Origin of the sequence: Nocardia jinanensis (assembly GCF_014645735.1) — a bacterium.
GTDB lineage: Bacteria > Actinomycetota > Actinomycetes > Mycobacteriales > Mycobacteriaceae > Nocardia > Nocardia jinanensis.
Window position 1 is genome coordinate 129,936 of sequence record NZ_BMMH01000008.1, and the last position, 21,756, is coordinate 151,691.

19 protein-coding genes are annotated in these 21,756 nt (G+C 68.1%); 9 read left to right on the forward strand and 10 right to left on the reverse strand.

What is annotated here, in order from left to right:
* Positions 1–304: 304 nt before the first annotated feature.
* The 4 genes from IEY68_RS19960 to IEY68_RS19975 all read left to right on the forward strand — a co-directional run bounded on the left by IEY68_RS19960 (position 305) and on the right by IEY68_RS19975 (position 3,249).
* Entirely contained in the window at positions 305–784 is a 480-nt protein-coding gene (locus tag IEY68_RS19960) for a DUF4395 domain-containing protein (RefSeq protein ID WP_058853218.1), read from the forward strand.
* 33 nt (positions 785–817) lie between these two features.
* Positions 818–1,651 carry a sulfurtransferase gene (locus tag IEY68_RS19965; RefSeq protein WP_058853219.1) on the forward strand — a complete coding sequence of 278 codons (834 nt, stop codon included), beginning with the start codon at positions 818–820 and terminating at the stop codon, positions 1,649–1,651.
* 5 nt (positions 1,652–1,656) lie between these two features.
* Positions 1,657–1,962, forward strand: a complete 306-nt coding sequence (locus IEY68_RS19970; protein WP_058853220.1) for a DUF1416 domain-containing protein — start codon at positions 1,657–1,659, stop codon at positions 1,960–1,962.
* Positions 1,963–2,505: 543 nt separating this feature from the next.
* Complete coding sequence (locus IEY68_RS19975; RefSeq protein WP_058853221.1) at positions 2,506–3,249, forward strand: heme-binding beta-barrel domain-containing protein; 744 nt, start codon at positions 2,506–2,508, stop codon at positions 3,247–3,249.
* 314 nt (positions 3,250–3,563) lie between these two features.
* On the opposite strand, the gene cydC is transcribed toward IEY68_RS19975, so the two are convergent.
* From cydC to IEY68_RS20000, 5 genes are all read right to left on the reverse strand, one after another.
* On the reverse strand, positions 3,564–5,393 hold the full coding sequence (cydC, locus tag IEY68_RS19980; RefSeq protein WP_058853424.1) for a thiol reductant ABC exporter subunit CydC: 1,830 nt from the start codon (positions 5,391–5,393) through the stop codon (positions 3,564–3,566).
* A 95-nt stretch (positions 5,394–5,488) separates the two neighbouring features.
* Positions 5,489–7,414, reverse strand: a complete 1,926-nt coding sequence (gene cydD, locus IEY68_RS19985; RefSeq protein ID WP_058853222.1) for a thiol reductant ABC exporter subunit CydD — start codon at positions 7,412–7,414, stop codon at positions 5,489–5,491.
* Between the two features lie 4 nt (positions 7,415–7,418).
* Entirely contained in the window at positions 7,419–8,453 is a 1,035-nt protein-coding gene (cydB, locus tag IEY68_RS19990) for a cytochrome d ubiquinol oxidase subunit II (RefSeq protein WP_058853223.1), read from the reverse strand.
* Between the two features lie 9 nt (positions 8,454–8,462).
* Positions 8,463–9,926 carry a cytochrome ubiquinol oxidase subunit I gene (locus IEY68_RS19995; protein ID WP_058853224.1) on the reverse strand — a complete coding sequence of 488 codons (1,464 nt, stop codon included), beginning with the start codon at positions 9,924–9,926 and terminating at the stop codon, positions 8,463–8,465.
* Between the two features lie 161 nt (positions 9,927–10,087).
* On the reverse strand, positions 10,088–11,008 hold the full coding sequence (locus IEY68_RS20000; protein WP_058853225.1) for an aminodeoxychorismate lyase: 921 nt from the start codon (positions 11,006–11,008) through the stop codon (positions 10,088–10,090).
* Between the two features lie 294 nt (positions 11,009–11,302).
* Here IEY68_RS20000 and IEY68_RS20005 point away from each other — a divergent pair, with 294 nt between their 5' ends.
* The 5 genes from IEY68_RS20005 to IEY68_RS20025 all read left to right on the forward strand — a co-directional run bounded on the left by IEY68_RS20005 (position 11,303) and on the right by IEY68_RS20025 (position 14,949).
* Positions 11,303–11,710, forward strand: coding sequence for a sterol carrier family protein (locus tag IEY68_RS20005; protein WP_058853226.1), 408 nt, complete (start codon positions 11,303–11,305; stop codon positions 11,708–11,710).
* A gap of 65 nt (positions 11,711–11,775) precedes the next feature.
* Positions 11,776–12,891: a CAF17-like 4Fe-4S cluster assembly/insertion protein YgfZ gene (gene ygfZ / locus IEY68_RS20010; protein WP_058853425.1), complete on the forward strand. Its 1,116-nt coding sequence runs from the start codon at positions 11,776–11,778 to the stop codon at positions 12,889–12,891.
* Between the two features lie 34 nt (positions 12,892–12,925).
* Positions 12,926–13,615, forward strand: coding sequence for an MOSC domain-containing protein (locus tag IEY68_RS20015; protein ID WP_058853426.1), 690 nt, complete (start codon positions 12,926–12,928; stop codon positions 13,613–13,615).
* Positions 13,612–14,577 (forward strand): asparaginase, encoded by a 966-nt coding sequence (locus IEY68_RS20020; protein WP_058853227.1) that lies wholly within the window; start codon positions 13,612–13,614, stop codon positions 14,575–14,577. The genes IEY68_RS20015 and IEY68_RS20020 overlap by 4 nt, the downstream gene beginning before the upstream one ends.
* A gap of 162 nt (positions 14,578–14,739) precedes the next feature.
* A complete protein-coding gene (locus IEY68_RS20025) occupies positions 14,740–14,949 on the forward strand; it encodes a DUF3073 domain-containing protein (protein WP_058853228.1) in 210 nt (69 codons plus the stop codon).
* A 353-nt stretch (positions 14,950–15,302) separates the two neighbouring features.
* On the opposite strand, the gene purM is transcribed toward IEY68_RS20025, so the two are convergent.
* The 5 genes from purM to IEY68_RS20050 all read right to left on the reverse strand — a co-directional run bounded on the left by purM (position 15,303) and on the right by IEY68_RS20050 (position 21,735).
* The gene (gene purM / locus IEY68_RS20030; RefSeq protein ID WP_058853229.1) at positions 15,303–16,382 is read right to left on the reverse strand and encodes a phosphoribosylformylglycinamidine cyclo-ligase; all 1,080 of its coding nucleotides are present in this window, start codon (positions 16,380–16,382) and stop codon (positions 15,303–15,305) included.
* Between the two features lie 340 nt (positions 16,383–16,722).
* On the reverse strand, positions 16,723–18,321 hold the full coding sequence (purF, locus tag IEY68_RS20035) for an amidophosphoribosyltransferase (protein WP_058853230.1): 1,599 nt from the start codon (positions 18,319–18,321) through the stop codon (positions 16,723–16,725).
* A gap of 335 nt (positions 18,322–18,656) precedes the next feature.
* Positions 18,657–19,151 (reverse strand): WapI family immunity protein, encoded by a 495-nt coding sequence (locus IEY68_RS20040; RefSeq protein WP_189094396.1) that lies wholly within the window; start codon positions 19,149–19,151, stop codon positions 18,657–18,659.
* Positions 19,152–19,330: 179 nt separating this feature from the next.
* Positions 19,331–19,975, reverse strand: a complete 645-nt coding sequence (locus IEY68_RS20045) for a CPBP family intramembrane glutamic endopeptidase (RefSeq protein WP_229718880.1) — start codon at positions 19,973–19,975, stop codon at positions 19,331–19,333.
* Between the two features lie 20 nt (positions 19,976–19,995).
* A complete protein-coding gene (locus tag IEY68_RS20050) occupies positions 19,996–21,735 on the reverse strand; it encodes an alpha/beta hydrolase (protein ID WP_058853233.1) in 1,740 nt (579 codons plus the stop codon).
* Between the last annotated feature and the right edge of the window lie 21 nt (positions 21,736–21,756).

Genomic DNA, 21,756 nt, shown 5'->3' on the forward strand with positions numbered 1-21,756 from the left:
CGGGCGGCCGGACCACCATTACGAAACCCGCCGCGTAAGGCCCCTGACCAGCCGATCACCCCCTACCCGCTCGCGATCGGCCGGGATTGGGTAGACTCTCCGCTGTGCAAAACCACCGCGAGCTGATGCTCACCCGTCGCCGCACAGTCGATCTGTGCCGCCTCGGTGGTTGTTGCTGCCTGTGCCGCTGAGCGGTCGGGTCTCGTTTTCCTGACGCCGACCACGGTTCTTCCGCGCGAGCGATTTCATTCCCCCGGAGAACCGGCCGAATCCGCCGAAAAGTTCGAGCGCAGGAGTTTCCTTCATGTCCACTACCACCACAGTCGACAGCCCGGTCGATGTCCGCGGTCCTCGTTTCGTGGCCTGGGTGACCACCGGCGTCCTGATCCTGGTGCTGTTGCTCGCCGCATTCGCTCCGGCCGCTGCCGGGGTACTGATCGCCGTGCAGACGCTGGTGTTCGCGCTGGGCGCCTGGCTCGGCCCGCGCCGCCACCCGTACGGCCTGATCTACGCACAATTCGTCGCACCGCGCGTGGGCCCGGTCACCGAGACCGAACCGACCGCGCCGCTACGATTCGCCCAGCTGCTCGGTTTCGTATTCGCCGCGGTGAGCCTGCTGGGCTTCCTGTTCGGCGCCACCGCCGTGGGCGCGTTGTTCGCCGGGTTCGCCCTGTTCGCGGCCTTCCTGAACGCCGCGTTCGGCATCTGCCTCGGCTGCAAGCTGTATCCGCTGGTCACCCGGCTGCGCACTACTCCCCCGTCCGAATCCCCCGCATCGAACTGAACTGCAATCGCTGTCACCACTGAAAGGGAAAACATGGCTCGCTCCGATGTCCTGGTCTCCGTCGACTGGGCCGAAGAGAACCTCAAGACCCCCGGCGTCGTCTTCGTCGAGGTCGACGAGGACACCACCGCCTACGAAGGCGGCCACATCGAGGGCGCCGTGCGGCTCGACTGGAAGAAGGACCTGCAGGATCAGGTTCGTCGCGACTTCGTGAACCAGGAGCAGTTCTCCGCGCTGCTCTCCGAGCGTGGTATCGCCAACGACGACCAGGTGATCCTGTACGGCGGCAACAACAACTGGTTCGCCGCCTACGCCTACTGGTACTTCAAGCTGTACGGCCACAACGACGTCAAGCTGGTCGACGGCGGCCGCAAGAAGTGGGAGCTCGACGGGCGCCCGCTGTCCACCGATGCCGTCAGCCGTCCGGCCACCCAGTACAAGGCGGCCGAGCCGGACAACACCATCCGGGCCTTCCGTGACGAGGTCATCGCGGCCATCGGCACCAAGAACCTGGTCGACGTGCGGTCCCCCGACGAGTTCTCGGGCAAGATCCTGGCCCCCGCGCATCTGCCGCAGGAACAGAGCCAGCGTCCCGGCCACATCCCCGGCGCGATCAGCGTGCCGTGGAGCAAGGCCGCGAACGAGGACGGCACCTTCCGCTCCGATGCCGAACTCACCGAGATCTATGGTGAGGCCGGGCTGGACGGCAACAAGGAGACCATCGCCTACTGCCGTATCGGCGAGCGCTCCTCGCACACCTGGTTCGTGCTGCAGGAGCTGCTCGGGCACCAGAACGTCAAGAACTACGATGGCAGCTGGACCGAATACGGCTCGCTCGTCGGCGCCCCTATCGAGTTGGGAGAATAACCACAATGTGTGCAGCACCTACCCAGGGCCAGGCCATTCCGGCCGGGGTCGATGTGGAGAAGGAAACGGTCATCACCGGCCGTGTCCTGGCCACGGACGGCGAGCCGGTGGCGGGCGCATTCGTGCGACTGCTGGACGGCAATGGGGATTTCACCGCCGAGGTCGTCGCGTCGGGCACCGGTGACTTCCGTTTCTTCGCGGCGCCGGGCACCTGGACGCTGCGCGCGCTCTCCTCCGCGGGCAACGGCACAGCCGAGCTCCGTCCCGACAGCCCGGGCATCCACAACCTGGACGTCGCCGTCTCGAAGTAGACGCGAGACCGCACGGCCCGGGATACGCCTCCCCCGCGGGGCGATCCCGGGCCGTGCCATTTCCACCGAAGTGTCCGAGCGCACCCATGCCGTCGCAGCCCCGGACGGCCGGTTCACTGGTGGGCCCGCCCGATTCCGCAAAGGAGCGAGGCAGTTGAGCGCGCGCAGTCGGCCATCAAGAGGTCGGCGACCATTCCGCACACACAGAGCCCGGAACCCACCGAGCCTGGTCAAGGCGCACTTCCACACCAACCTCCCGTCTACTCCGGATGGTCCACCTCAGCAGGCGGGGCCCGCCCCGGTTCTGGAGCGACAGAGCGAAGGAGCGCAGCGACTGAGCGCCGGAGTGAAGAACCGGGGTTAATAGGGCCCCGCCCCGCGGCGCCGCAGGCGCCGCCAAAAAACACAGCCCCCGCCCCGCCGCGCCGGAGGCGACGCATAGAATTACAGCGTGGTCCTCTTCTTCGAGATTCTGCTGATCGCCGTATCGATCCTCATCGGATGGTTCGGCCTGTACGTCTTCTACCGGCTGTTCACCGAATCATGAGCGATCTCGCGAGCGAGGGTTCCGATCCGGCCGAGCGAGCGAGCGACAACAGCAACGGAAAGCCTCCGGCGGATAGTCACGGTCAGAACGGCCACGGCCGTTCCGACGCGACCCCGTCGTCGCTGAGCGGCGATCGTGCGGTGGCCGGCGCGGCCGAGCGCGCCAGGGCGACCGGCGGCCGCAATATTCCGGTGCTCCCGGACCTCCCGCTCCCCGACGAGACAGCGAATCTGCGCCTCGGCCCGGATCTGAATCCGGCCATGCTGGCGCTGTTGCCGATGGTCGGCGTCTGGCGCGGCGAGGGCGAGGGCAACAACCCCGAGCGCGGGGATTATCGCTTCGGGCAGCAGATCGTGGTCTCCCATGACGGCGGCGACTATCTGAGCTGGGATTCGCGTTCCTGGTTCGTCGAATCAGACGGCAGTTACGGCGGACCCGATCTGCGCGAGAGCGGCTTCTGGCGGGTCGGCGTCGAGGGCAACGACGAGGTTCTGGAATTGCTGCTGACCCACAGCACCGGAATCGTCGAACTGTTCTACGGCACGGCCCTGACCCAGGCGTCCTGGGAGCTGGCCACCGATGTGGTGATCCGCAGTCAGACCGGCGCGGTGGTGGGCGGCGCCAAACGCCTGTACGGGATCGTCGAGGGTGGCGATCTGGCCTATGTGGAGGAGCGCGTGGTGGCCGACGGCCCGCTGGAGCCGCGCTTGTCCGCACGATTGCAGCGCTATATCGGCTGAGCCGAGCCCACGTCACCGGCCGAGGGGCACGTAATCGCCGGGAGCGCCCCGTTGCCCGGCGTGCCCCGGTCCGGACAGAGAACGACCCCCGAGCCGTATCGGCGCGAGTTCCGGTGTGAAAACCGGTGGTCTCGCGGCCGATCCCGATCGGACAGATCGGGGGCTCGGGGGCCCGGTGGCTACCGTGGATTCGCTGAGCGCTGAAGCGATCGGAATCCAGGGGACAGCCGGCTACAGCGTCAGCTGGTAGCCACCTCACGCGTCCTGAGAATTTCCATTCTTGGGATCACCTCCTTCCTTGTGTAACTCCGAACTTAGCCACCACCCGCGGTAGTCGGCAACGGAATTTCGTCGAGGGCGTAACGAGTGACCACTCCGTCGGCGAAAGCGGCCCGTACCTGGCCGGATTCATCGACGGTGATCACCAGGCCGGCGCGGTGCCCGGCCGGTAGCTGATGTGTGACCACCACCACATCGCGTTCGGCGGCGACCAGTCCGCTGTCGATATCGAGCAGCGCGCGCAAGAGTTCCGCACCGGCCGCGGCGTCGAGGTGTTCGGTGGGTTCGTCCAGTAGTAGCGCGCGAGCCGGCGAGACCAGCGCCCGGGCCAGCAGAATCCGCCGGCGCTGGCCGCCGGAGACCGCGGCGGCGCCGCCGGGGAGGTCGGTGTGCACTCCGTCCGGCAGCGCGTCCAGCCAGTCCCCCAGACCGACCGTTCGCAGCGCGAGTTCGGCGGTTTCGGTGTCGAGATCACCACGGGCCACCCGCAGGTTCTCCAGGACGCTGGTACCGAACAGATGGGCATCCTCGGCGAAGAACCGGACCTGCTCGTCCGGATGATCGAAAAGACCGGCCCAGGCCATCAGCAGGGTGGTTTTACCGGCGCCGCTGGGTCCGACCACCACCACTCGCGATGCCTGCGGGCGCTCCGGGATCTGCCACTGTCCGTCGCCCACCCAGCCGATCACGACTCCGTCGGCGCGGCTGTCGGCGTAGGGGAACGGATGCGGGTATCCGCCGGTGCCGAAGCGCCGCCGGGTATCCGCCGGCGCGGATTCGGCGACGACCGGCAACTCGGCGGGGCCTGCCGGCATCCTGTCGACTCGATCGGCCGGCTCCGGGCGGTGGTCGGGAGATACCGCGCGCAACCGGTGCAACGCGGCACGGGCGACGGTGAGAGTCTGCGCGGCGGCCGGGAGCGGCCCGGTCGCCTCGAAAGCGGACAGCGGCAGCAGGACCAGAACCGCGAGCGCCATCGGTGTCATCGCGCCCGGCGCGCCACCGCCGGGACCGTAGACGATGATCCCGATCAGCAGAGCGGCGAGCACGGTCACCCCGGTCGCGAGTGGGATCGCGGCCGCGGCCCAGGCATTCCGGCCGGCGGCTCGGTCCTCGGCGACCAGCGCGCGCTGATTCGCGGCGGCCGCGGTATCCATCGCGGACCCGAGCTTTCCGGCGACCCGCAGTTCGGCGGCGTGATCGAGCACGGTGAGCGCGTGCGCGGCGAATTCCGCCCGATCCGCCCGCGCCGACCGCTCGGCGGCAGCCGCGGCCCGGGCCGAGAGCCAGGGTGCGACGATCCCGGCGAACGCCAGTGCCACGGCCAGCACTGTGGCGGCCGGCACCGAGATGAAGGCCAGCAGCGCGACCGCCACCACCGCCAGCACCAGTGCGACCGCGATCGGGACGAAGGTCCGGACCACCACCGCACCCAGATCGTCGATATCGGTACCGACCCGGACCAGTACATCGCCGCGCCGCAACCGGCCCGGCACCCCGGGTCCGCCCGGTGCGGTGGGCGGACCGGCTCCCCGCGCGATATCCGGGATATCGGCCCTGCGGGTGAGCCACAGCGGGGCCCGGGCCAGCGCGCGGTAGACCGAGGTGCGGGCCGCGGTCATCGAACGCAGGGCGACATCGTGGGTGGCGAGCCGTTCCAGGTACCGGCACACGCCGCGCGAGATACCCAACGCCCGCACCGCCACCACTGCGACGGTGAGATCCAGTACCGGCGGCATCTGCCAGGCCCGGGCGATCAGCCAGGCGGCCAGCGCCGCCAGCCCCAGCGCGCTGCCCAGGGTCAGCACACCCCAGCCGATCGAGATCGCCAGCCGGCGGCGCGGGATCTCCAGCAATTCCCACATCTGCCGGGTATCGCGCAGCAGCAGCCGGAACCGGGCCCAGCGGCGGCCGGCAAGGGCCCGGAAGTGCGGGAGACGAGTGGTTTCGGTTCGAGAGCTCATCGCGACATTCGGGGGGTGATCGTCGGTACCGCGACGATCTCGTCGGCTGCGGACAGTAGGGCCGGACGGTGGGCGACCACGACCACCGTCGCGCCGGTACGCGCCAGTGTGGTGAGTGCCGCCGCCACCATGACTTCGCTGTCGGGATCCAGATGGGCGGTCGGTTCGTCCAGCAGCAGGATCGCGCGGTCCGCGGCCAGCACCCGGGTCAGCGCGAGCCGCTGCCGTTGGCCGAGGGACAGTCCGATCCCCCCGGACCCGACCACGGTATCCCATCCGGCGGGCAATGCCTCGAGCACGGCGTCGAAACCGGTTACGGCACAGGCGGCGTCCAGCTCGCTGAGCACCCGGGCCGGGCCCCGGCGCGCCGGGCCGGCCACGGTGGCGCCGAGCAGTTCGAGATTCTCCCGCAGCGTCCCCGGCACGAGTACCGGCCGCTGCGGTAGCCAGGCCAGTCGCGACCACCACTGTTCGGCGGGGATCTCCCGGATATCGATACCGTCGGCGAGTACGGCACCGCGGGTGGGTTCGATCAATCCCAGGATCGCCTGCAGTGCGGTCGATTTTCCGCAGCCGTTGGGTCCGGTCAGCGCGGTGACGGCGCCCGGGCGGAAGACGGCATGCAATCGGTCGGGGGCGGCACCGTCCCTGGAATCGACCGTCAGATCACGAAGTTCGATCACACCCGCGCCCGAAGAGCTGTCGCGGCGGGGTCGTGGTCGGCCGACGCTGATTCCGGCTCGGGATTCCGAGCTCGGTTCCGCACGGATCGTCGTGGGCCGGGCCGGCTCGCCCTCGCTCCGCTCCAGCGGCACCGAATCGGCCTGCGGGGGTACGCCGGCATCCCGACCCAGGTCGACGGCCGGGATCCGCGGGTACCCGGCGACTTCTCCGCGCACCCCCTCCCGGCCCGCCACCGGATCATCGCCGGCGGCAGGGTCCAGGACCGCGAAAGCCCGGTCCGCTGCCGCCATTCCGTCCTGGGCGGCGTGGAAACGTTCACCCACCGTACGCAGCGGCAGGTAGACCTCCGGAGCGAGAACGAGGGCCACGATCCCCGCGTAGAGGGTCATATCACCGTGCACCAGGCGCATACCGATCGCCACCGCGACCAACGCGACCGAGAGAGTGGCCAGTAGTTCGAGCACCATCGACGACAGGAACGCGAGCCGCAGTGCGCTCATGGTGCGCCGGTGCAGCGTATCGCCCAGTTCGCGGACGCGGCCGCTCATCGAGCGGCCGGGGGTATCTGTCGCCGCTCCGGTCTCCCTGCCGAGGGCGCGCAGCGTCGGCATACCGGCGAACAGGTCCAGGAGCTGATCCGAGAGCCGGGTGGTGGCCTCCAGCGTCTCCTGGGCCCGCCCTTCGGTGAGCAGGCCGATGAGGACCATGAAGAGCGGGATCAGCGGCAGCGTGATCAATACGATCACCGCCGAGGTGAGGTCGTGGACCGCGATCACCGTCAGCACGACCGGCGCGACGAGCACCGCGAGCAGCAATGCCGGCACATACCCGGTGAGGTAGGCGCGCAGGCCGTTGAGTCCGCTGCCCACCACCACCGCGAGTTCCGTACGCCGGGACTCCAGTTCCCGGGGCGGAAGTTCGGCACCCGCGGCGAGAACGGCCTGTTCGAGTTCGGTGACGACCCGGGCACCGGCCCGGTGCGCGATCCGCGACTGCCACCACGCCGCCAGTACCCGCCCGCCGAGGGCGAGCGCGAGGAACACCAGCTCCGCGGTCCACGAGCCGAGTGAACGACGGGCGGGATCGGTGATCACCCCGGCCAGCACTCGCCCCAGCAACACCGCCGCGCAGGCGATGCTCACCGTGGTCACCAGCGAAAGGGCAACGCTCAGCGCGAGATAACGTCGCGCCGAACGCGCGTACCGCCACAGGCGTGGGTCCACGGGCGGGCGGGCCATTGGGTCACTCCTCGATCACAACGCGGGGTGGAAGTCCGATTCCGGGTGGGATGTGCTCGACACTAATGCGTTTGCGGAACACCCAGTAGGTCCAGGCCTGATAACCCAGTACCACCGGTGTCACGATCACCGCGGCCCAGCTCATGACCTTCAACGTGTACGGCGTAGACGAGGCGTTGTCCACGGTCAGGCTGAACGCCGGGTCGATGGTGGAGGGCAGTACATCCGGGAACAGCGCCCCGAACAGCAGCCCGGAGGCGGCGAGCACGGTGAGCGCGGTACCGGCGAAGGACCAGCCGTCCCGGCCCGCCAGCAGCGCACCGGCACCGCCGAGCAGACCGAATACCGCCAGCGCCACCAAGATCCAGGTCCAGCCGGTCCCGTAGGCGAACTGGGTCCACAGGCCGAAGCCGCCCACCGCCAGTGCCGTCGGCACCAGCAGCAGCCGGGCGGTGCGGTGCGCGTCGTCGCGGACTTCACCGGCCGTCTTGAGCACCAGGAACACCGCCCCGTGCAGGGCGAAGAGCAACCCGGTGGTGAGCCCGCCCAGCAGCGCGTACGGGCTGAACAGTTCACCGAAGGCGCCGGTGAACTGCTTATCCGCGTCCAGTGGGACCCCGCGCACGATATTGGCGAACACCCAGCCCCAGGCCAGCGCGGGCACCCAGGAACCGATCCCGATACCGATATCGCAGCGTGCCCGCCAGCGCGGATCGTCGATCTTGCCGCGGTATTCGATCGCGCAGATGCGCAGGATCAACGCCACCAGGAGCAGCAACAGGGCGAAGTAGAAGCCGGAGAACATGCTCGCGTACCACTCCGGGAAGGCGGCGAACAGTGCGCCACCGGCGGTGATGAGCCAGACCTCGTTGCCGTCCCACACCGGGCCGATGGTGTTGAGTACCACCCGGCGGCGGGCATCGGAGCCCCGGCCCAGGATCGGCATGAGCATGCCGACTCCGAAATCGAAACCCTCGAGCACGAAGTACCCGGTGAAGAGCACTCCGATCAGTACGAACCAGAATTCCTGCAGTCCCATACCCGGCTCCTAGTAGGCGAACGAAAGCTGTTCGGCGACAGGTTTTTCCGCTGACCCGTCGGTGGGTTCACCCGGCGGCCGTTCCGGTCCCTCGAGCACATAGCGCCGCATCAGGTAGAACCAGACGACGGCCAGCAATCCATAGACCACGGTGAATGTGATCAGCGAGATCCACACTGTCGCGGCGGAATGATCGGATACACCCTGCTGCACCATCAGCCGAAGATCTTGGTCCCCGGTCGGATTGGGTACCACCACCCAGGGCTGACGGCCCATCTCGGTGAACACCCAGCCGGCCGCATTGGCCAGAAATGGGGTCGGGATGGCGAGCAGGCTCAACCAGGAGAACCAGCGCTGGTCGGGTACCCGGCCGCGCCGGGTCACCCAGAATCCGGCGAACACCAGCAGGGCGGATCCGGCGGCGAGACCGATCATGGCCCGGAACGACCAGTAGGTGACGAAGAGGTTCGGCCGGTAGTCGCCGGGCCCGAACTTCTCGTTGAAGGCCTGCTGGAGATCGACGACGCCCTCCAGTTCCACCCCGGTGAACCTGCCTTCGGCCAGCCAGGGCAGCACGAAGGGCACCTCGAGCACATGGGTCACACTGTCGCAGTTGTTGTGTGTGCCGACGGTCAGGATCGAGAAATCCGGGTCGACCGCGGTGTGGCACAGCGATTCCGCCGAGGCCATCTTCATGGGTTGCTGCTCGAACATCAGCTTGCCCTGGACATCGCCGGTGTACACCAGCGCGATTCCGGAGATGACCACCACGAGCAGCGAGACCCGCGCCGCCGGCCGCCACATGGTGCGGGCCTCGGCCAGCTGGTCCGGGTCTCCGCTGCGGGCACGACGCACCATCCACCAGCCGGCGATCCCGGCGACGAAGGTGCCGGCGGTGAGGAACGACCCCGCGACCACATGGGGGAAAGCGGCCAGCGCCGTGTTGTTGGTGAGCAGTTCGACGATGCTGGTCAGTTCGGCCCGCCCGGTCTCCGGGTTGTACCGGGCACCGACCGGATGCTGCATGAAGGAATTGGCCGCGATGATGAAGTACGCGGAGGCGTTGACGCCGATCGCCACCATCCAGATGGTGCCCAGGTGGACGAGTTTGGGCAGCCGGGACCAGCCGAATATCCAGAGCCCGATGAAGGTGGACTCCATGAAGAAGGCGACCAGGCCTTCCAGCGCCAAAGGTGCCCCGAATACGTCACCGACGAATCGGGAGTATTCGCTCCAGTTCATCCCGAACTGGAATTCCTGCACGATTCCGGTGGCGACACCGAGCGCGAAATTGATCAAGAACAGTTTCCCGAAGAATTTCGTGAGCCGGTACCAGTGCTCCTTGCCGGTGACGACCCAGGCCGTCTGCATCCCCGCGACGAGCGGCGCCAGACCGATCGTCAGGGGTACGAACAAGAAGTGGTAGACGGTCGTGATGCCGAACTGCCACCGCGAGACATCCAGAGCGTCCACACCGAGCCTCCTGTTACTACGACGTGTCGTAGACACAGACTACGCGTCACCCCGGGCCGATCAATGTGTCGGCGGACACGACTTGCCGAGCGATACGCACACGATCGGGCTACGGCTCCGGTCACATTCGGCACGGTCCGGTCACAGGGGCGCCCCGGAGGTCACCAATCGGCGATGGTCCCGGCCCGTTCGATACCCCGATCGACCATCGCGATGATCTCGGGAACAGACTCCGACGCCGACATCCGTACGCCGTCAAGCGAATTCACTCGTGCGGCGAGGGTCACACTGCTGAGCATCCAGATGCTGTCGCAGTCGAAGAGATCGGCGGTGAACAACGGTTCGTAGCGGCAGTCGTAACCGCGGCGCTCGGCCTCGGAGTACAACGCCCGCTGGGTGACCCCCGGCAGCACACCGTTTTTCGCCGGCGGGGTGATCAGCTGCTTGCCCCGGGCGATCACCACTGTCGAGCGTGGGCCCTCCAGCACGCGATGTTCGGTACTGGTGAAGATGACATCGTCGGCGCCCATCCGGGCCGCGAACCGCAGCGCGGCCATATTGGTCGCGTAGGACAGGGTTTTCGCGCCGAGCAGTTGCCAGGGTGCCGCCTGGGCGAGGTCGATCGAGATACCCCGGGTCAACGTGACCACCGCGACACCCTCGGATCTGGCCGCGGCCACCCGCTCCCCCAGACCCGTGACCATCACGAAAGTCGTGGGAACCGGAACCGCCTCGGACAGCTCACCCGAACGCAGCCCCGCCTTGGGGCCGCCGAGCGCGCTCTCCCGCCCGCGGGTCAGCACCAGGCGCATGACCCCTTCTTCTTCGCTGCCCCATTCCTTGGCCGCGGTCTCGGTCGCGTTCCGCCACCGCGCCAGATCGGGTTCGGGTAGATCGAGTGCCTTGGCGGAGCGGCGCAGCCGGGCAAGATGGAAATCGAGCGCGCAGACCGTGCCACCGCGGATCAGAACCGTTTCGAAAATCCCGTCGCCACGCAGGACGCCGATATCGTCGGCATACAACAACGGCTGGTCCGCGTCGCGGACCTCGCCGTCGAGTGTTACAAGAACTCGATCCACCATGCGCACGAGCGTAGGCCAACACCGCCCGCCATGACGGACAGAAAGCCGGGCAGCTCGGACAATGTCTCCTCGATGCCGCACTCCGCTACCGCAAGTGACCGTTCGGGTCCACCATTTCGATCGAACCGGTTCCGGTGTGGCCCGGTGGGCGCGGCCCAGCGGAGCCCATCAACAGACCGCGCACGGCTGAGGCGAAGGCCGCGGTACGCAGAACGCGCACGGCTGGAGCGGAGGCGGAGGTACGCAGAACGCGCACGGCTGGAGCGGAGGCGGAGGTACGCCTAAGGTCGGGCAATGGCGCGACGAACGGATATCGACCCGGGCGTGGTGCGAGCCGCGGTGACGGCGGTCCGGGATTGGCTGCTCGACGAGTCCCGTCCGACGCCGTCCCGTGCCGATCTGGCGGCGGCGGTCCGCGGTACCGCACGAGCGCTGGCCGCGGCCGCCCCCGGACATTCGGTGGAGGTGCGGGTCCCGCCCTTCGTCGCGGTGCAGTGCATAGAAGGGCCCCGGCACACTCGCGGCACCCCGCCCAACGTCGTGGAAACCGATCCGCGGACCTGGCTGCTGCTGGCGACCGGACTACAGGATCTCGCGGCGGCCGTCGCCGCGGGCACAGTGGAGGCCTCCGGTAGCCGGGCCCCCGAGATCGGCCGCTGGCTGCCGCTGGTCCCCATACGCCCCGGCGAAGACCGACCGTAGCCCGAATCGCCTGGTCAACCCCCCGCTGATGCGCGACCGGGCGATGAGCTCCTAGAGTGGACGCTGTGTCCGCGCTCGCCGCACCCAGCCCTGTCCTCGCAGTACCGGGAGCCGTCGCGGCCCCACCCGGTTCTCCGGACGAATCCGTCCCCTGGCATTACGGTGACCCACTCGGCGAACAGCGTGCCGCGACCGAGCGGGTGGCGATCGTGGATCGCTCCCACCGTTTCGTGCTCAGCGTGACCGGCGCCGAACGGCTCAGCTGGTTGCACACCATCACCAGCCAGCACATCACCGAACTGGGTGACGGCCGCTCCGCGGAGAATCTGGACCTCGACCTCAACGGCCGGGTCCTGCACCATTTCGTGCTCACCGAACTGGACTCGACGGTGTGGATCGATACCGAAGCCGACCGGGGTCCCGGGCTGCTGGATTTCCTCACCAAAATGGTGTTCTGGGCCGACGCTCAGCCGCGCGCGGCGGCCGATCACGCGGTACTGAGCCTGATCGGGCCGCGCGCCCATACGCTGATCGGCGCACTGGGTATCGACCGGTTGCCCGATACCTACGAGGCACTCGCGATACCCGCCGGTGGCTTCCTACGACGGATGCCCTGGCCTTCCCCCGACTCCTTCGATCTGATCCTGCCCCGCGACCAGCTCATGTCCCGGTGGAGCGAACTGACCGCCGCCGGCGCCGAACCGGCCGGATCGTGGGCCTACGAGGCGCTGCGGGTGGCGGCCGTCCGGCCCCGGATCGGACTCGATACCGACGAGCGCACCATTCCCCATGAGGTGAACTGGATCGGAGGGCCGGACGAGCACGGCGCCGTCCACCTGGACAAGGGCTGCTACCGCGGCCAGGAAACCGTGGCCCGGGTGCACAACCTCGGCAAACCACCGCGGCGGTTGGTCCTGCTGCACCTGGACGGCTCCGCCGACGAGCGGCCCGCCCCCGGCGAACCGATCACCGCGGGTGGCCGCGCGGTCGGCGTCCTCGGTACGACGATCGACCACTACGAGCTCGGCCCCATCGCCCTGGCCCTGGTCAAACGGTCGGTTCCCGCCGACACCCAGCTCACTGTGGGCAGCACGGCCGCGGCCATCGACCCCGATTCGTTGGTCACAGACGATGCCCCGCAGGCCGGCCGCCGCGCCGTCGAACGGCTCCGTGGCCGCTGACCGGCACTCGACGATGAGCCGAGAGGAGAACGTCATGCGGGTCGGCGACACCGGGCGAGTACTGGCCGCATGTGTCGTGCACGCCGATCTGGACGTGCCCGGCCGGGTCGGGCGCAGCGCCATCGACAAACGGCCGGTGCCGGGACGGGTGCGAGCCGGACGGCTGGGCCTCGACGGCGACCACGTATGCAACACCCGCGACCACGGCGGCATCCACCAAGCGGTCTATGGCTACGCCGAGGAGGACGCGCGGACCTGGTCGGCCGAACTCGGACGCACTCTCGCTCCCGGCTGGTTCGGGGAGAACCTGCGGATCTCCGGCCTCCCGCTCAGCGATGCGGTACTCGGCGCGCGCTGTCTCGTCGGCGGCGCGCTGTTCGAGGTCAGCGCACCCCGGGTGCCGTGCGCCACCTTCGGGCACTGGTCCGGCGAACGGCAGTGGGTGCGCCGCTTCGCCCTGCGGGCGGACACGGGATGCTATTTCCGGGTCCTGACCGAAGGCGAGCTGGGCGCCGGCGACCGGGTCGAGGTCGTCCACGTCCCCGACCACGGCATCACCGTCCGCGATGTGTTCACCGGTGCCGATCCCGAACGGCTCGAGTATCTGCTCACCGCCGAACCCACTGTCTCCGACGAGGTCCGCGCACAGATTGCCCGCCACACCCGACGCCGCGCGGCCACCGCGGTGAGCGGGCCGACCCCGGAACAGGAGGCGACCGGATGAGCGTCGATCTGGTCGAGGTGATGCGCTCGGGGTTCCGGGAATGTGTGCACCGGGGCTCGGTGGCGATCATCGGGTCCGACGGCGAACCGACCTTCGAAACCGGCTCGGTGCACGTGCCGATCTATCCGCGATCCACGAACAAACCCCTGCAGGCGCTCACCCTGCTGAAACTCGGATTCGCCCCCGTCGACGATGCGGAATTGGCCATCGCGACCGCCTCGCATACCGGCGAACCCGAACATATCGAACTGGTCGAACGACTGCTGGATCGTTTCGGATTCGGCGAAGACGACCTGGCCTGCCCGCCCGACCTGCCCGGTGACGAGCAGACCCGGGCCGGGGTGCTCTACCGCGGCGAGAAACCCGCCAAGCGTTATATGAACTGCTCCGGCAAACACGCCGCCATGCTGGCGGCCTGCGCGCTGAACGACTGGCCGGTCACCGGCTACACCGAAATCACCCACCCGCTACAGCAGGCGATACTGGCCCAGATCATCGATATCACCGGGGAGCCGGAGACCGATCTCGGGATCGACGGCTGCGGACTGCCCATCGTCCCGGTATCGCTGACGAATCTGGCGCGCGCCTTCGCGACCCTGGCCACCGCCCCCGAAGGCACACCCGAACGCAGAATCGCCTCGGCGTTGCGCGCGCACCCGCGGGTGATTTCCGGCACCAACGGCCCTGATCTGCTGACGATGAACGCGGTCCCGGAACTGATCTGCAAGATCGGTGCCGACGGTGTGCACGCGGGAGCACTACCGGACGGCCGCGCCTTCGCCTACAAAATCGACGACGGCGCCGACCGCGCCAGAATCCCGCTGACCATGGCAGTCCTGCAGCGTATGGGTGTCGCCTGGTCGGACGAGCTGGCAGCCCTCGCGGCCCCACCCGTTCTGGGCGGCGGAACCCGGGTGGGTGTGATCCGCGCCATACCCGGTGCGGTTACGCCTGGCGACTGAGCGGCGAAACATCGGCAAACCGGTCCGTCGAACCGGCGGATAGCCGACTCGTGGAAGCGCGACGGCCGGACACGCGCTAAAGTGTCTGTCAGGAAGATATTAATTCGAACGGGGCCGCCACCAATCCCCAGGCCGCCCCGCTGTGACGCGAGGGGGTCAGCCATGGGCCGTGGCCGGGCTAAGGCAAAGCAGACCAAGGTTGCACGCGAGTTGAAGTACAGCTCGCCGTCGACCGACTTCTCGAGCCTTCAGCGCGAGCTTTCCGGTAGCGACAACGCCTATCCCGGTGGTGTCCTCTCGGATGAGCACGACGCGGACGACTCGTTGCCCAAGTGGGACGACGAAGATAAGTACGACGACTGGCGCCGCTGACCAGATGTATACGCTCGGGGGAGGCTGCAGGGCCTCCCCTTTGACCGTTGACGCCGGTTCGCGCCGTTTCCTGCTGGTTTTCCCGGCGGTGGACGACGTGAACCGGCGACCCGGTCCGGAACGCAGCATCTGATCACGGCACCGCAGCAGAACGAACGGGCGGCCCATCGGGCCGCCTGCTCGTCGAACCGGCGTTTTACGGCTCGCTGGCCCGGGTTCGCCCCGGGTGGTATTCGACCTCCGGTGCACAACCGGCGACAGAACACGATCACACGCCGGAATACACCGCGGAAACACAACGGCCGGAACGCCTTCGTAGAGAAGGCGAACCGGCCGTCGCGGCATCCATGGGATCAGAAGCGCGGATGATCGCCCAGCAGAACCGCACGCGGGGCATCCACATCCTTGGCCTTCTTCACGCTGCCCAGCGTCCAGCATTCGATATGGCGGGCGGTCAGCACCGCCAGCGCGCGATCGACATCCTCGGGCGCCACCACGGCGACCATTCCGACGCCCATATTGAACGTCTTCTCCATCTCCACCCGGTCCACCCGGCCGCGCTGCGCGATCATCTTGAAAACCGGTGCCGGATTCCAGGTCCCGCGGTCGAGTTCGGCCACCAGCCCCGCGGGCAACACCCGGGCAAGGTTCGCGGCCAGGCCGCCGCCGGTGATATGCGAGAAGGTCCGCACATCGGTCTCGGCTATCAACGCCAGGCAATCCTTGGCATAGATACGGGTCGGCTCCAGCAACTCCTCACCGAGAGTGCGGCCGAACTCCTCCACATGCCCCGTCAGCGCCATCCGGTCGATCTCCAGCAGCACCTTGCGCGCCAGACTGTAGCCGTTGGAATGCAATCCGGACGAGCCCATGGCGATGACCACGTCACCCGGACGGACCCGGTCGGGCCCGAGCAGATCATCGGCCTCGACCACACCGACCCCGGTCGCCGACAGATCGTAATCCTGAGCACCCATCATCCCCGGATGCTCGGCCGTCTCACCACCCAGCAACGCGCATCCGGCACGGACACACCCCTCGGCGATACCCGCCACCAGCTCGGCCACCCGCTCCGGCACCACCTTGCCGACCGCGATGTAATCCTGCAGGAACAACGGCTCGGCCCCGCAGACCACCAGATCGTCGACAACCATCGCCACCAGGTCCAGCCCCACGGTGTCGTGCTTGTCCAGGGCCTGCGCCACCGCGATCTTCGTACCGACCCCGTCGGTCGACGAAGCCAGCAGCGGCTCCCGATAGCTCTTCTTCAGCGCGAACAATCCGGCGAAGCCACCGATCCCGCCCTGCACCTCGGGACGGCTCGCCTTGCGCGCCAGCGGGGCGAACAACTCGACAGCCCGGTCACCGGCCTCGATATCCACTCCAGCTGCGGCATAGGACGCACCGGCACCGGTGGGGTTCTGCTCAGTCATTGTCGGGGAAAGCTCCAAACCGAATCAGCGGATAATTGCCTGCTCAGAGTTTATGGCGTCGGCTCGGACGGCGGGGGGGCGGGCTGTGTTTATTTGCCCCGCCTTCGGCGGGGCGGGGTCGGGGCCCTATTAACCCCGGTTCTTCACTCCTGCGCTCAGTCGCTGCGCTCCTTCGCTTCGTCGCTCCAGAACCGGGGCGGGCCCCGACCGCGGATGTGGACCATCAGAAGGTAGTGAAGGGACAGGCGAGTCGGAGGTCGGTGGTGGGCCACACCCTTTACGGCCAGGGCCAGATCTCACCTTGATACAGGATCCCACTCCGATTGATCCGACACCTACTTCAGGGGCGGCTGAGGGCGCTGGCGTTGGCGTTCTCGGTGAGGACCCGGGACTGGGAGCGGCCGCCGAATTCCAGCAGGTTCTTGCCGATAGCGGCCTCGGTGGGCAGCGGGATCGGGTAGTCGCCGTCGAAACAGGCACAACACAGGCGAGTGCGGGGCTGTTCGGTGGCGGCGACCATGCCGTCGATCGAGATGTAGCCGAGGGTGTCGGCGCCGATGGAGCGGCGGACACCCTCCACCATGTCGTGCATCGCGTCCGGGTCGGTGGACGGGCCGCCGGCACCAGCGGGGTCGATGCCGGCGTTGTTGGCGACCAGTTCGGCGCGAGAGGCGAAATCGATACCGTAGAAGCACGGCCATTTCACCGGCGGGGAGGCGATCCGGACATGGATTTCCAGGGCACCGGCTTCACGGAGCATCCGGATGAGCGCACGCTGGGTGTTGCCGCGGACGATCGAATCGTCCACCACGATGAGGCGTTTACCGCGGATCACTTCGCGCAGCGGATTGAGTTTCAACCGGATACCGAGCTGGCGGATGGTCTGGCTGGGCTGGATGAAGGTCCGGCCGACGTAGGCGTTCTTCATCAGGCCCTGTCCGTAGGGCAGGCCGGATCCCTGCGCGTAACCGACGGCGGCGGGGGTGCCTGATTCGGGGACGGGGATGACCAGGTCGGCGTCGATCGGGTGCTCGGCGGCGAGGCGGCGGCCGATATCGACGCGGGTGGCGTGGATCGAGCGCCCGGAGATCGCGCTGTCGGGGCGGGCCAGGTACACGTACTCGAAAACGCAGCCCTTCGGTTCGGGATTGGCGAATCGCGACGAGCGGACACCGTCGGCGTCGATGGCGAGCAATTCACCCGGTTCGATCTCGCGGACGAAGGAGGCTCCGACGATATCGAGGGCGGCAGTCTCGCTGGCGACCACCCAGCCACGTTCCAGGCGGCCCAGTACCAACGGGCGGACACCGTGCGGATCGCGGGCGGCGTACAGAGTGTGCTCATCCATGAACGTCAGGCAGAAGGCGCCACGCACCGTGGGCAGCAACTCCATGGCGGCCTGTTCGATACTCGAATCCGCGGACGCGTGCGCCAGTAGCGCGGTCATCACATCGGAATCGGAGGTCGCCGAGACCGCTCCGGGGCGGCCGGGGCCGGCGACCAGGCCCAGCTCACGTGCCCGGTCGGCCAGTTCGGCGGTATTGACCAGGTTGCCGTTGTGGCCGAGCGCGAGCCCGGAACCGACGGCGGTGGTGCGGAAGATCGGCTGCGCGTTCTCCCAGGTGGTGGCTCCGGTGGTGGAATAGCGGCAGTGGCCGATGGCGACATGGCCCGGCATGGCGGCCAGGGTCTGCTCGTCGAATACCTGACTGACCAGGCCGAGATCCTTGAAGACCAGCACCTGTGAGCCGTCGGAGACCGCGATACCCGCGGCTTCCTGCCCGCGGTGTTGCAGGGCATAGAGGCCGTAGTAGGTGAGTTTGGCCACGTCCTCCCCAGGAGCCCAGACTCCGAAGACTCCGCATTCCTCGCGGGGCGGGTTCTCGGTCTCGTCGGTTGCGGTGGGATTGCTGACAGCCGGTTGGTCGGCGTGGGTCACCGTGCGCTCCCTGGTAGGGCGGGTGTGGGGGCACTCGTCATTCTACGGGTGTGTCGCGCTTGCGCGTCACCGGATCAGCACTCCGGCAGCAAGCGGTGTCTCGGGCCCCACCACCGGGAGCCGGGACCGGCGGCGAGATGGTCCAGCAAACCGCAATACCCAGTTAACCCCCCTTTCACCTGCTGAAACAGTGAGTGGTCCGGCTTTCGCGGGGACCCTGCCGGACCGCCGGGGCGATCCCCGGTGTCGCCGAGCCATAAGCCCCGCGCGCCACCCAGCGCAACGTGGGCGATATCACCCGGTAGCGCACCTCGCGTACAGGCCGCGCGCGCAGCTCATCTGGCGCGGCCGAGCAGGCGCCCGCCGGGCGGCAGATAACTGTCCACTTCGGCGCCGAGGTCTTTGGCGGCGGTGGCGATATCGGCGGGCGCGAGCCGGGCGTCGACGACGAAGGGTGAGCCCGCGGTGGCGCGCCGATTCCAGGGGGGAGAGAACTCCAGATCCAGACCGATCGCCAACGCGATCTCACCGCCGTCGCGGGTGGCCGTGAAACTCAGGTTGGGTTCGGTGAAGGCCAGCCGAGCCGGACCGTGCGCCGGCTTACCGCTCGTTCCGGCCTCGGCGGCGATCCGCCGTAGCCAGTCCGCCAGTTCGACCGTGTCGTCCAGACTCAACGCCTGCCAGCGGAAGGACCAGTTCCCCTCGGGGCAGTTGGCGGTGCCGGCGATCACCAGCCAGCTGTACCGGATTCGCGGATCGATATGTTCCGGAAACTGGTATCCGGCAACAGAGAGCTCCACGCCGTACCCATCGCTGTCGATCAATCTCACCGGCGAAGTGTTTCATCATCGGGGCGATCGCGCCCGGGGTCGGCGCGGATAAGGCGGCGCTCCTGGGAAATACACACGCGCGGCGAAATTCTCGACCACCGTGACAGCGGGGCTGTCCGGGCTGCACTGCGGCGGCCACACCGCCCGTCCACAGATCGACACGAAGCCCGATGTGATCATCACCGAGATGTCCGCGATTCGACGCGCTCCGACGATGGCCGGCCGACTTCCGGCGGAGCGGACGCGGCCAGGCGGGACAGCACAGCGCCGCCGGCGTTGACCGACCAGTGCAGCAGCGCGGGCGCGGTGGCACTTCCCGTGTGCCGGTCGAGGGCGCTGAAAAGCAAGCCGGAGACGCCGGTGAACCCGACGGTCGCCCAGATGTTGTCGCCCGCGGCGCGGGCCGGGTGCACATGCCAGAGCCCGAAGACCGCCGCACCGGCGACGGAACCTGCCTTACTTCCTAATTCGCTGTCCAGTAGAGGATCCAGCGTGCCTCGAAAGATCAGTTCCTCGGTGTAGACGGTGCCGAGGAGAATATGCACAGCGACCCATTCCACGGTGCTCACATCCGCGGCCCGATCATTCGAGCCGCCGAGGGTCCGGCGCACCGGCGGGATGAGCAGTGCCGCCGCGTATCCCGCGGCGACGACCCCGGCGCATCCGATCCCATAGCGGAGGCCCCGCCCGGAAATCCAGTTCGGGCGGCCGTCGAACATCAGAGCGTAGCCGGTGGCAGCCGCCGTATTGGCAACAGTGCGGCCACGCCGATCGAGCGCGAGACGAGGCAGCAGCCAGTTGTTCCAGAGCAGTGGCGCGGTCACCGCGGCGAGTATCCGGGCTTTCACTTCACTTCCCGCTCATACGCTTCGTAGGCTTCGATCTCGAGCCTGATCCGCTCCGCCAGTCCGGGATTCCAGTCCGGCGGACTGGTGACCGCGGCCCACCCGTCCAGTACCAGGCTGCCGTACCGATGGCCGTGACCGTCCCGGACGCCCTGCGCATTGGTGAGATCCGCGCTGACCTGCCAGAAGGTGACCAGCGGTACCCAGCGCATTCGCGGCGAGACATCGGGGCCGCGGGGTTCCGACAACCAATCCGGCCGGGAGAAGACGAGATCCGGTGACCACCAGACGATCGGGTCGGAGGCATGTTGCAGATAGGCGATCCGCGGCGCCCGCCATTCCGGTCCGGGACGGTCCAGATCGTCGCGGTCACCGGCGAATCGGATCACCAGGCCGTCCGCGTAGACCGGTTCGGTCTCCGGCGACCCCGGATCACGCCGGCTCACGAACTGTTGCCAGAGGCGATTGGAGTTCGGCGGACCCACCCACAGAGCACCGTCCACCTTCTCGCGCAGATCGGCCAGCCCGTCGAACGCGCCCTCGGACCCCTGGGAGCCGAGGCTCTCGCCGTATACCAGCAACTTCGGCCGGTCCTCGGCCGGGCGGGTGAGAGTATGGCGGTACACCGCGTCGAACAGCGCCCGGCCCGACGCGGCGACTTTGTCACGATCGGCCAGGAAAGACAGCGCGCTGGGCAGGTACGAGTACTGAGTGGCGACGAGCGCGGAATCTCCCCCGTACATGTATTCGATCGCGTTGGCGGCCATGGAGTTGACCCAGCCCGTCCCGGTGGTGGTGACCACCACCAGCACTTCCCTTTCGAAGGCACCGGTCCGCTCCAGTTCGGCGACCGCCAGATCGGCTTGGCTCATCTCGGTGCCCTCGACCGATTCCAGTCCGACGTAGGCGCGGATCGGTTCCTCGGCGGGCCGGCCGGTGACCCAGGAGATGCGCTGGGCGCTCGGTCCGTGCGAGACGAACCAGCGGCCCTCGAACCCGAGGGTCTCCCAAGGCGCCAAGGACTCCGGGCTGCCCGAGCGTTCGGGAAGGCCGGGTTGCACGGCATGTTCGGAGGTGTAGTCGTTGCGCACACTGAACGCCGAGTTGGCAGCGGCGAAGAAGGCGCGTGAGGCGACCCCGTTGAACAGGGTCACCACCAGTAGCACCAGAACCAGGAAACCCGCCGACGGAGCCAGCTCACGCGGGATCTTCACCCAGCGGTTCAGCTGGCGGGCCAGGTAGAGGATGAGTTCACGTACGGTGCGGTAGCAGGCGACCACCAGTACCCCGACCGTCACGCTCAGGCCGCCGGTACGCAGATACGCGGGCGTGGTGGTGCCTTCCATCCCCATCAGCGCGGTGATCTCACGCTGCCAGTGCGCCGACTGCACCAGCATGAAGCCCGCGCTCACCGCGGCCGTGATCACCACAGCGGACTTCATCGCGTACCGGGTCCAGGTGGGCGGGGACGGGATCCGGGCGAGCCGGGGCCGCACCCACAGGCGGAACAGCCATTCCAGCAGGCAGCCCACGCCGTACCCGATGGCCGCGTTGATCCCGCTGATCAGCCCCTGGAACATCCAGTCGCGCGGGAGCAGCGACGGTGAGACCGACAGTGCGAAGAAAACCGTCGCGACCACCAGACCCACATAGTTCAGATCGATGATCCGCTCGGTCCGCCGGACCACGGCGACACACCGCCGCCGCAATCTGGTCACGGAATCGGCGGTTTCCAGCACCTGTCCAGTATGGCGGGCGGG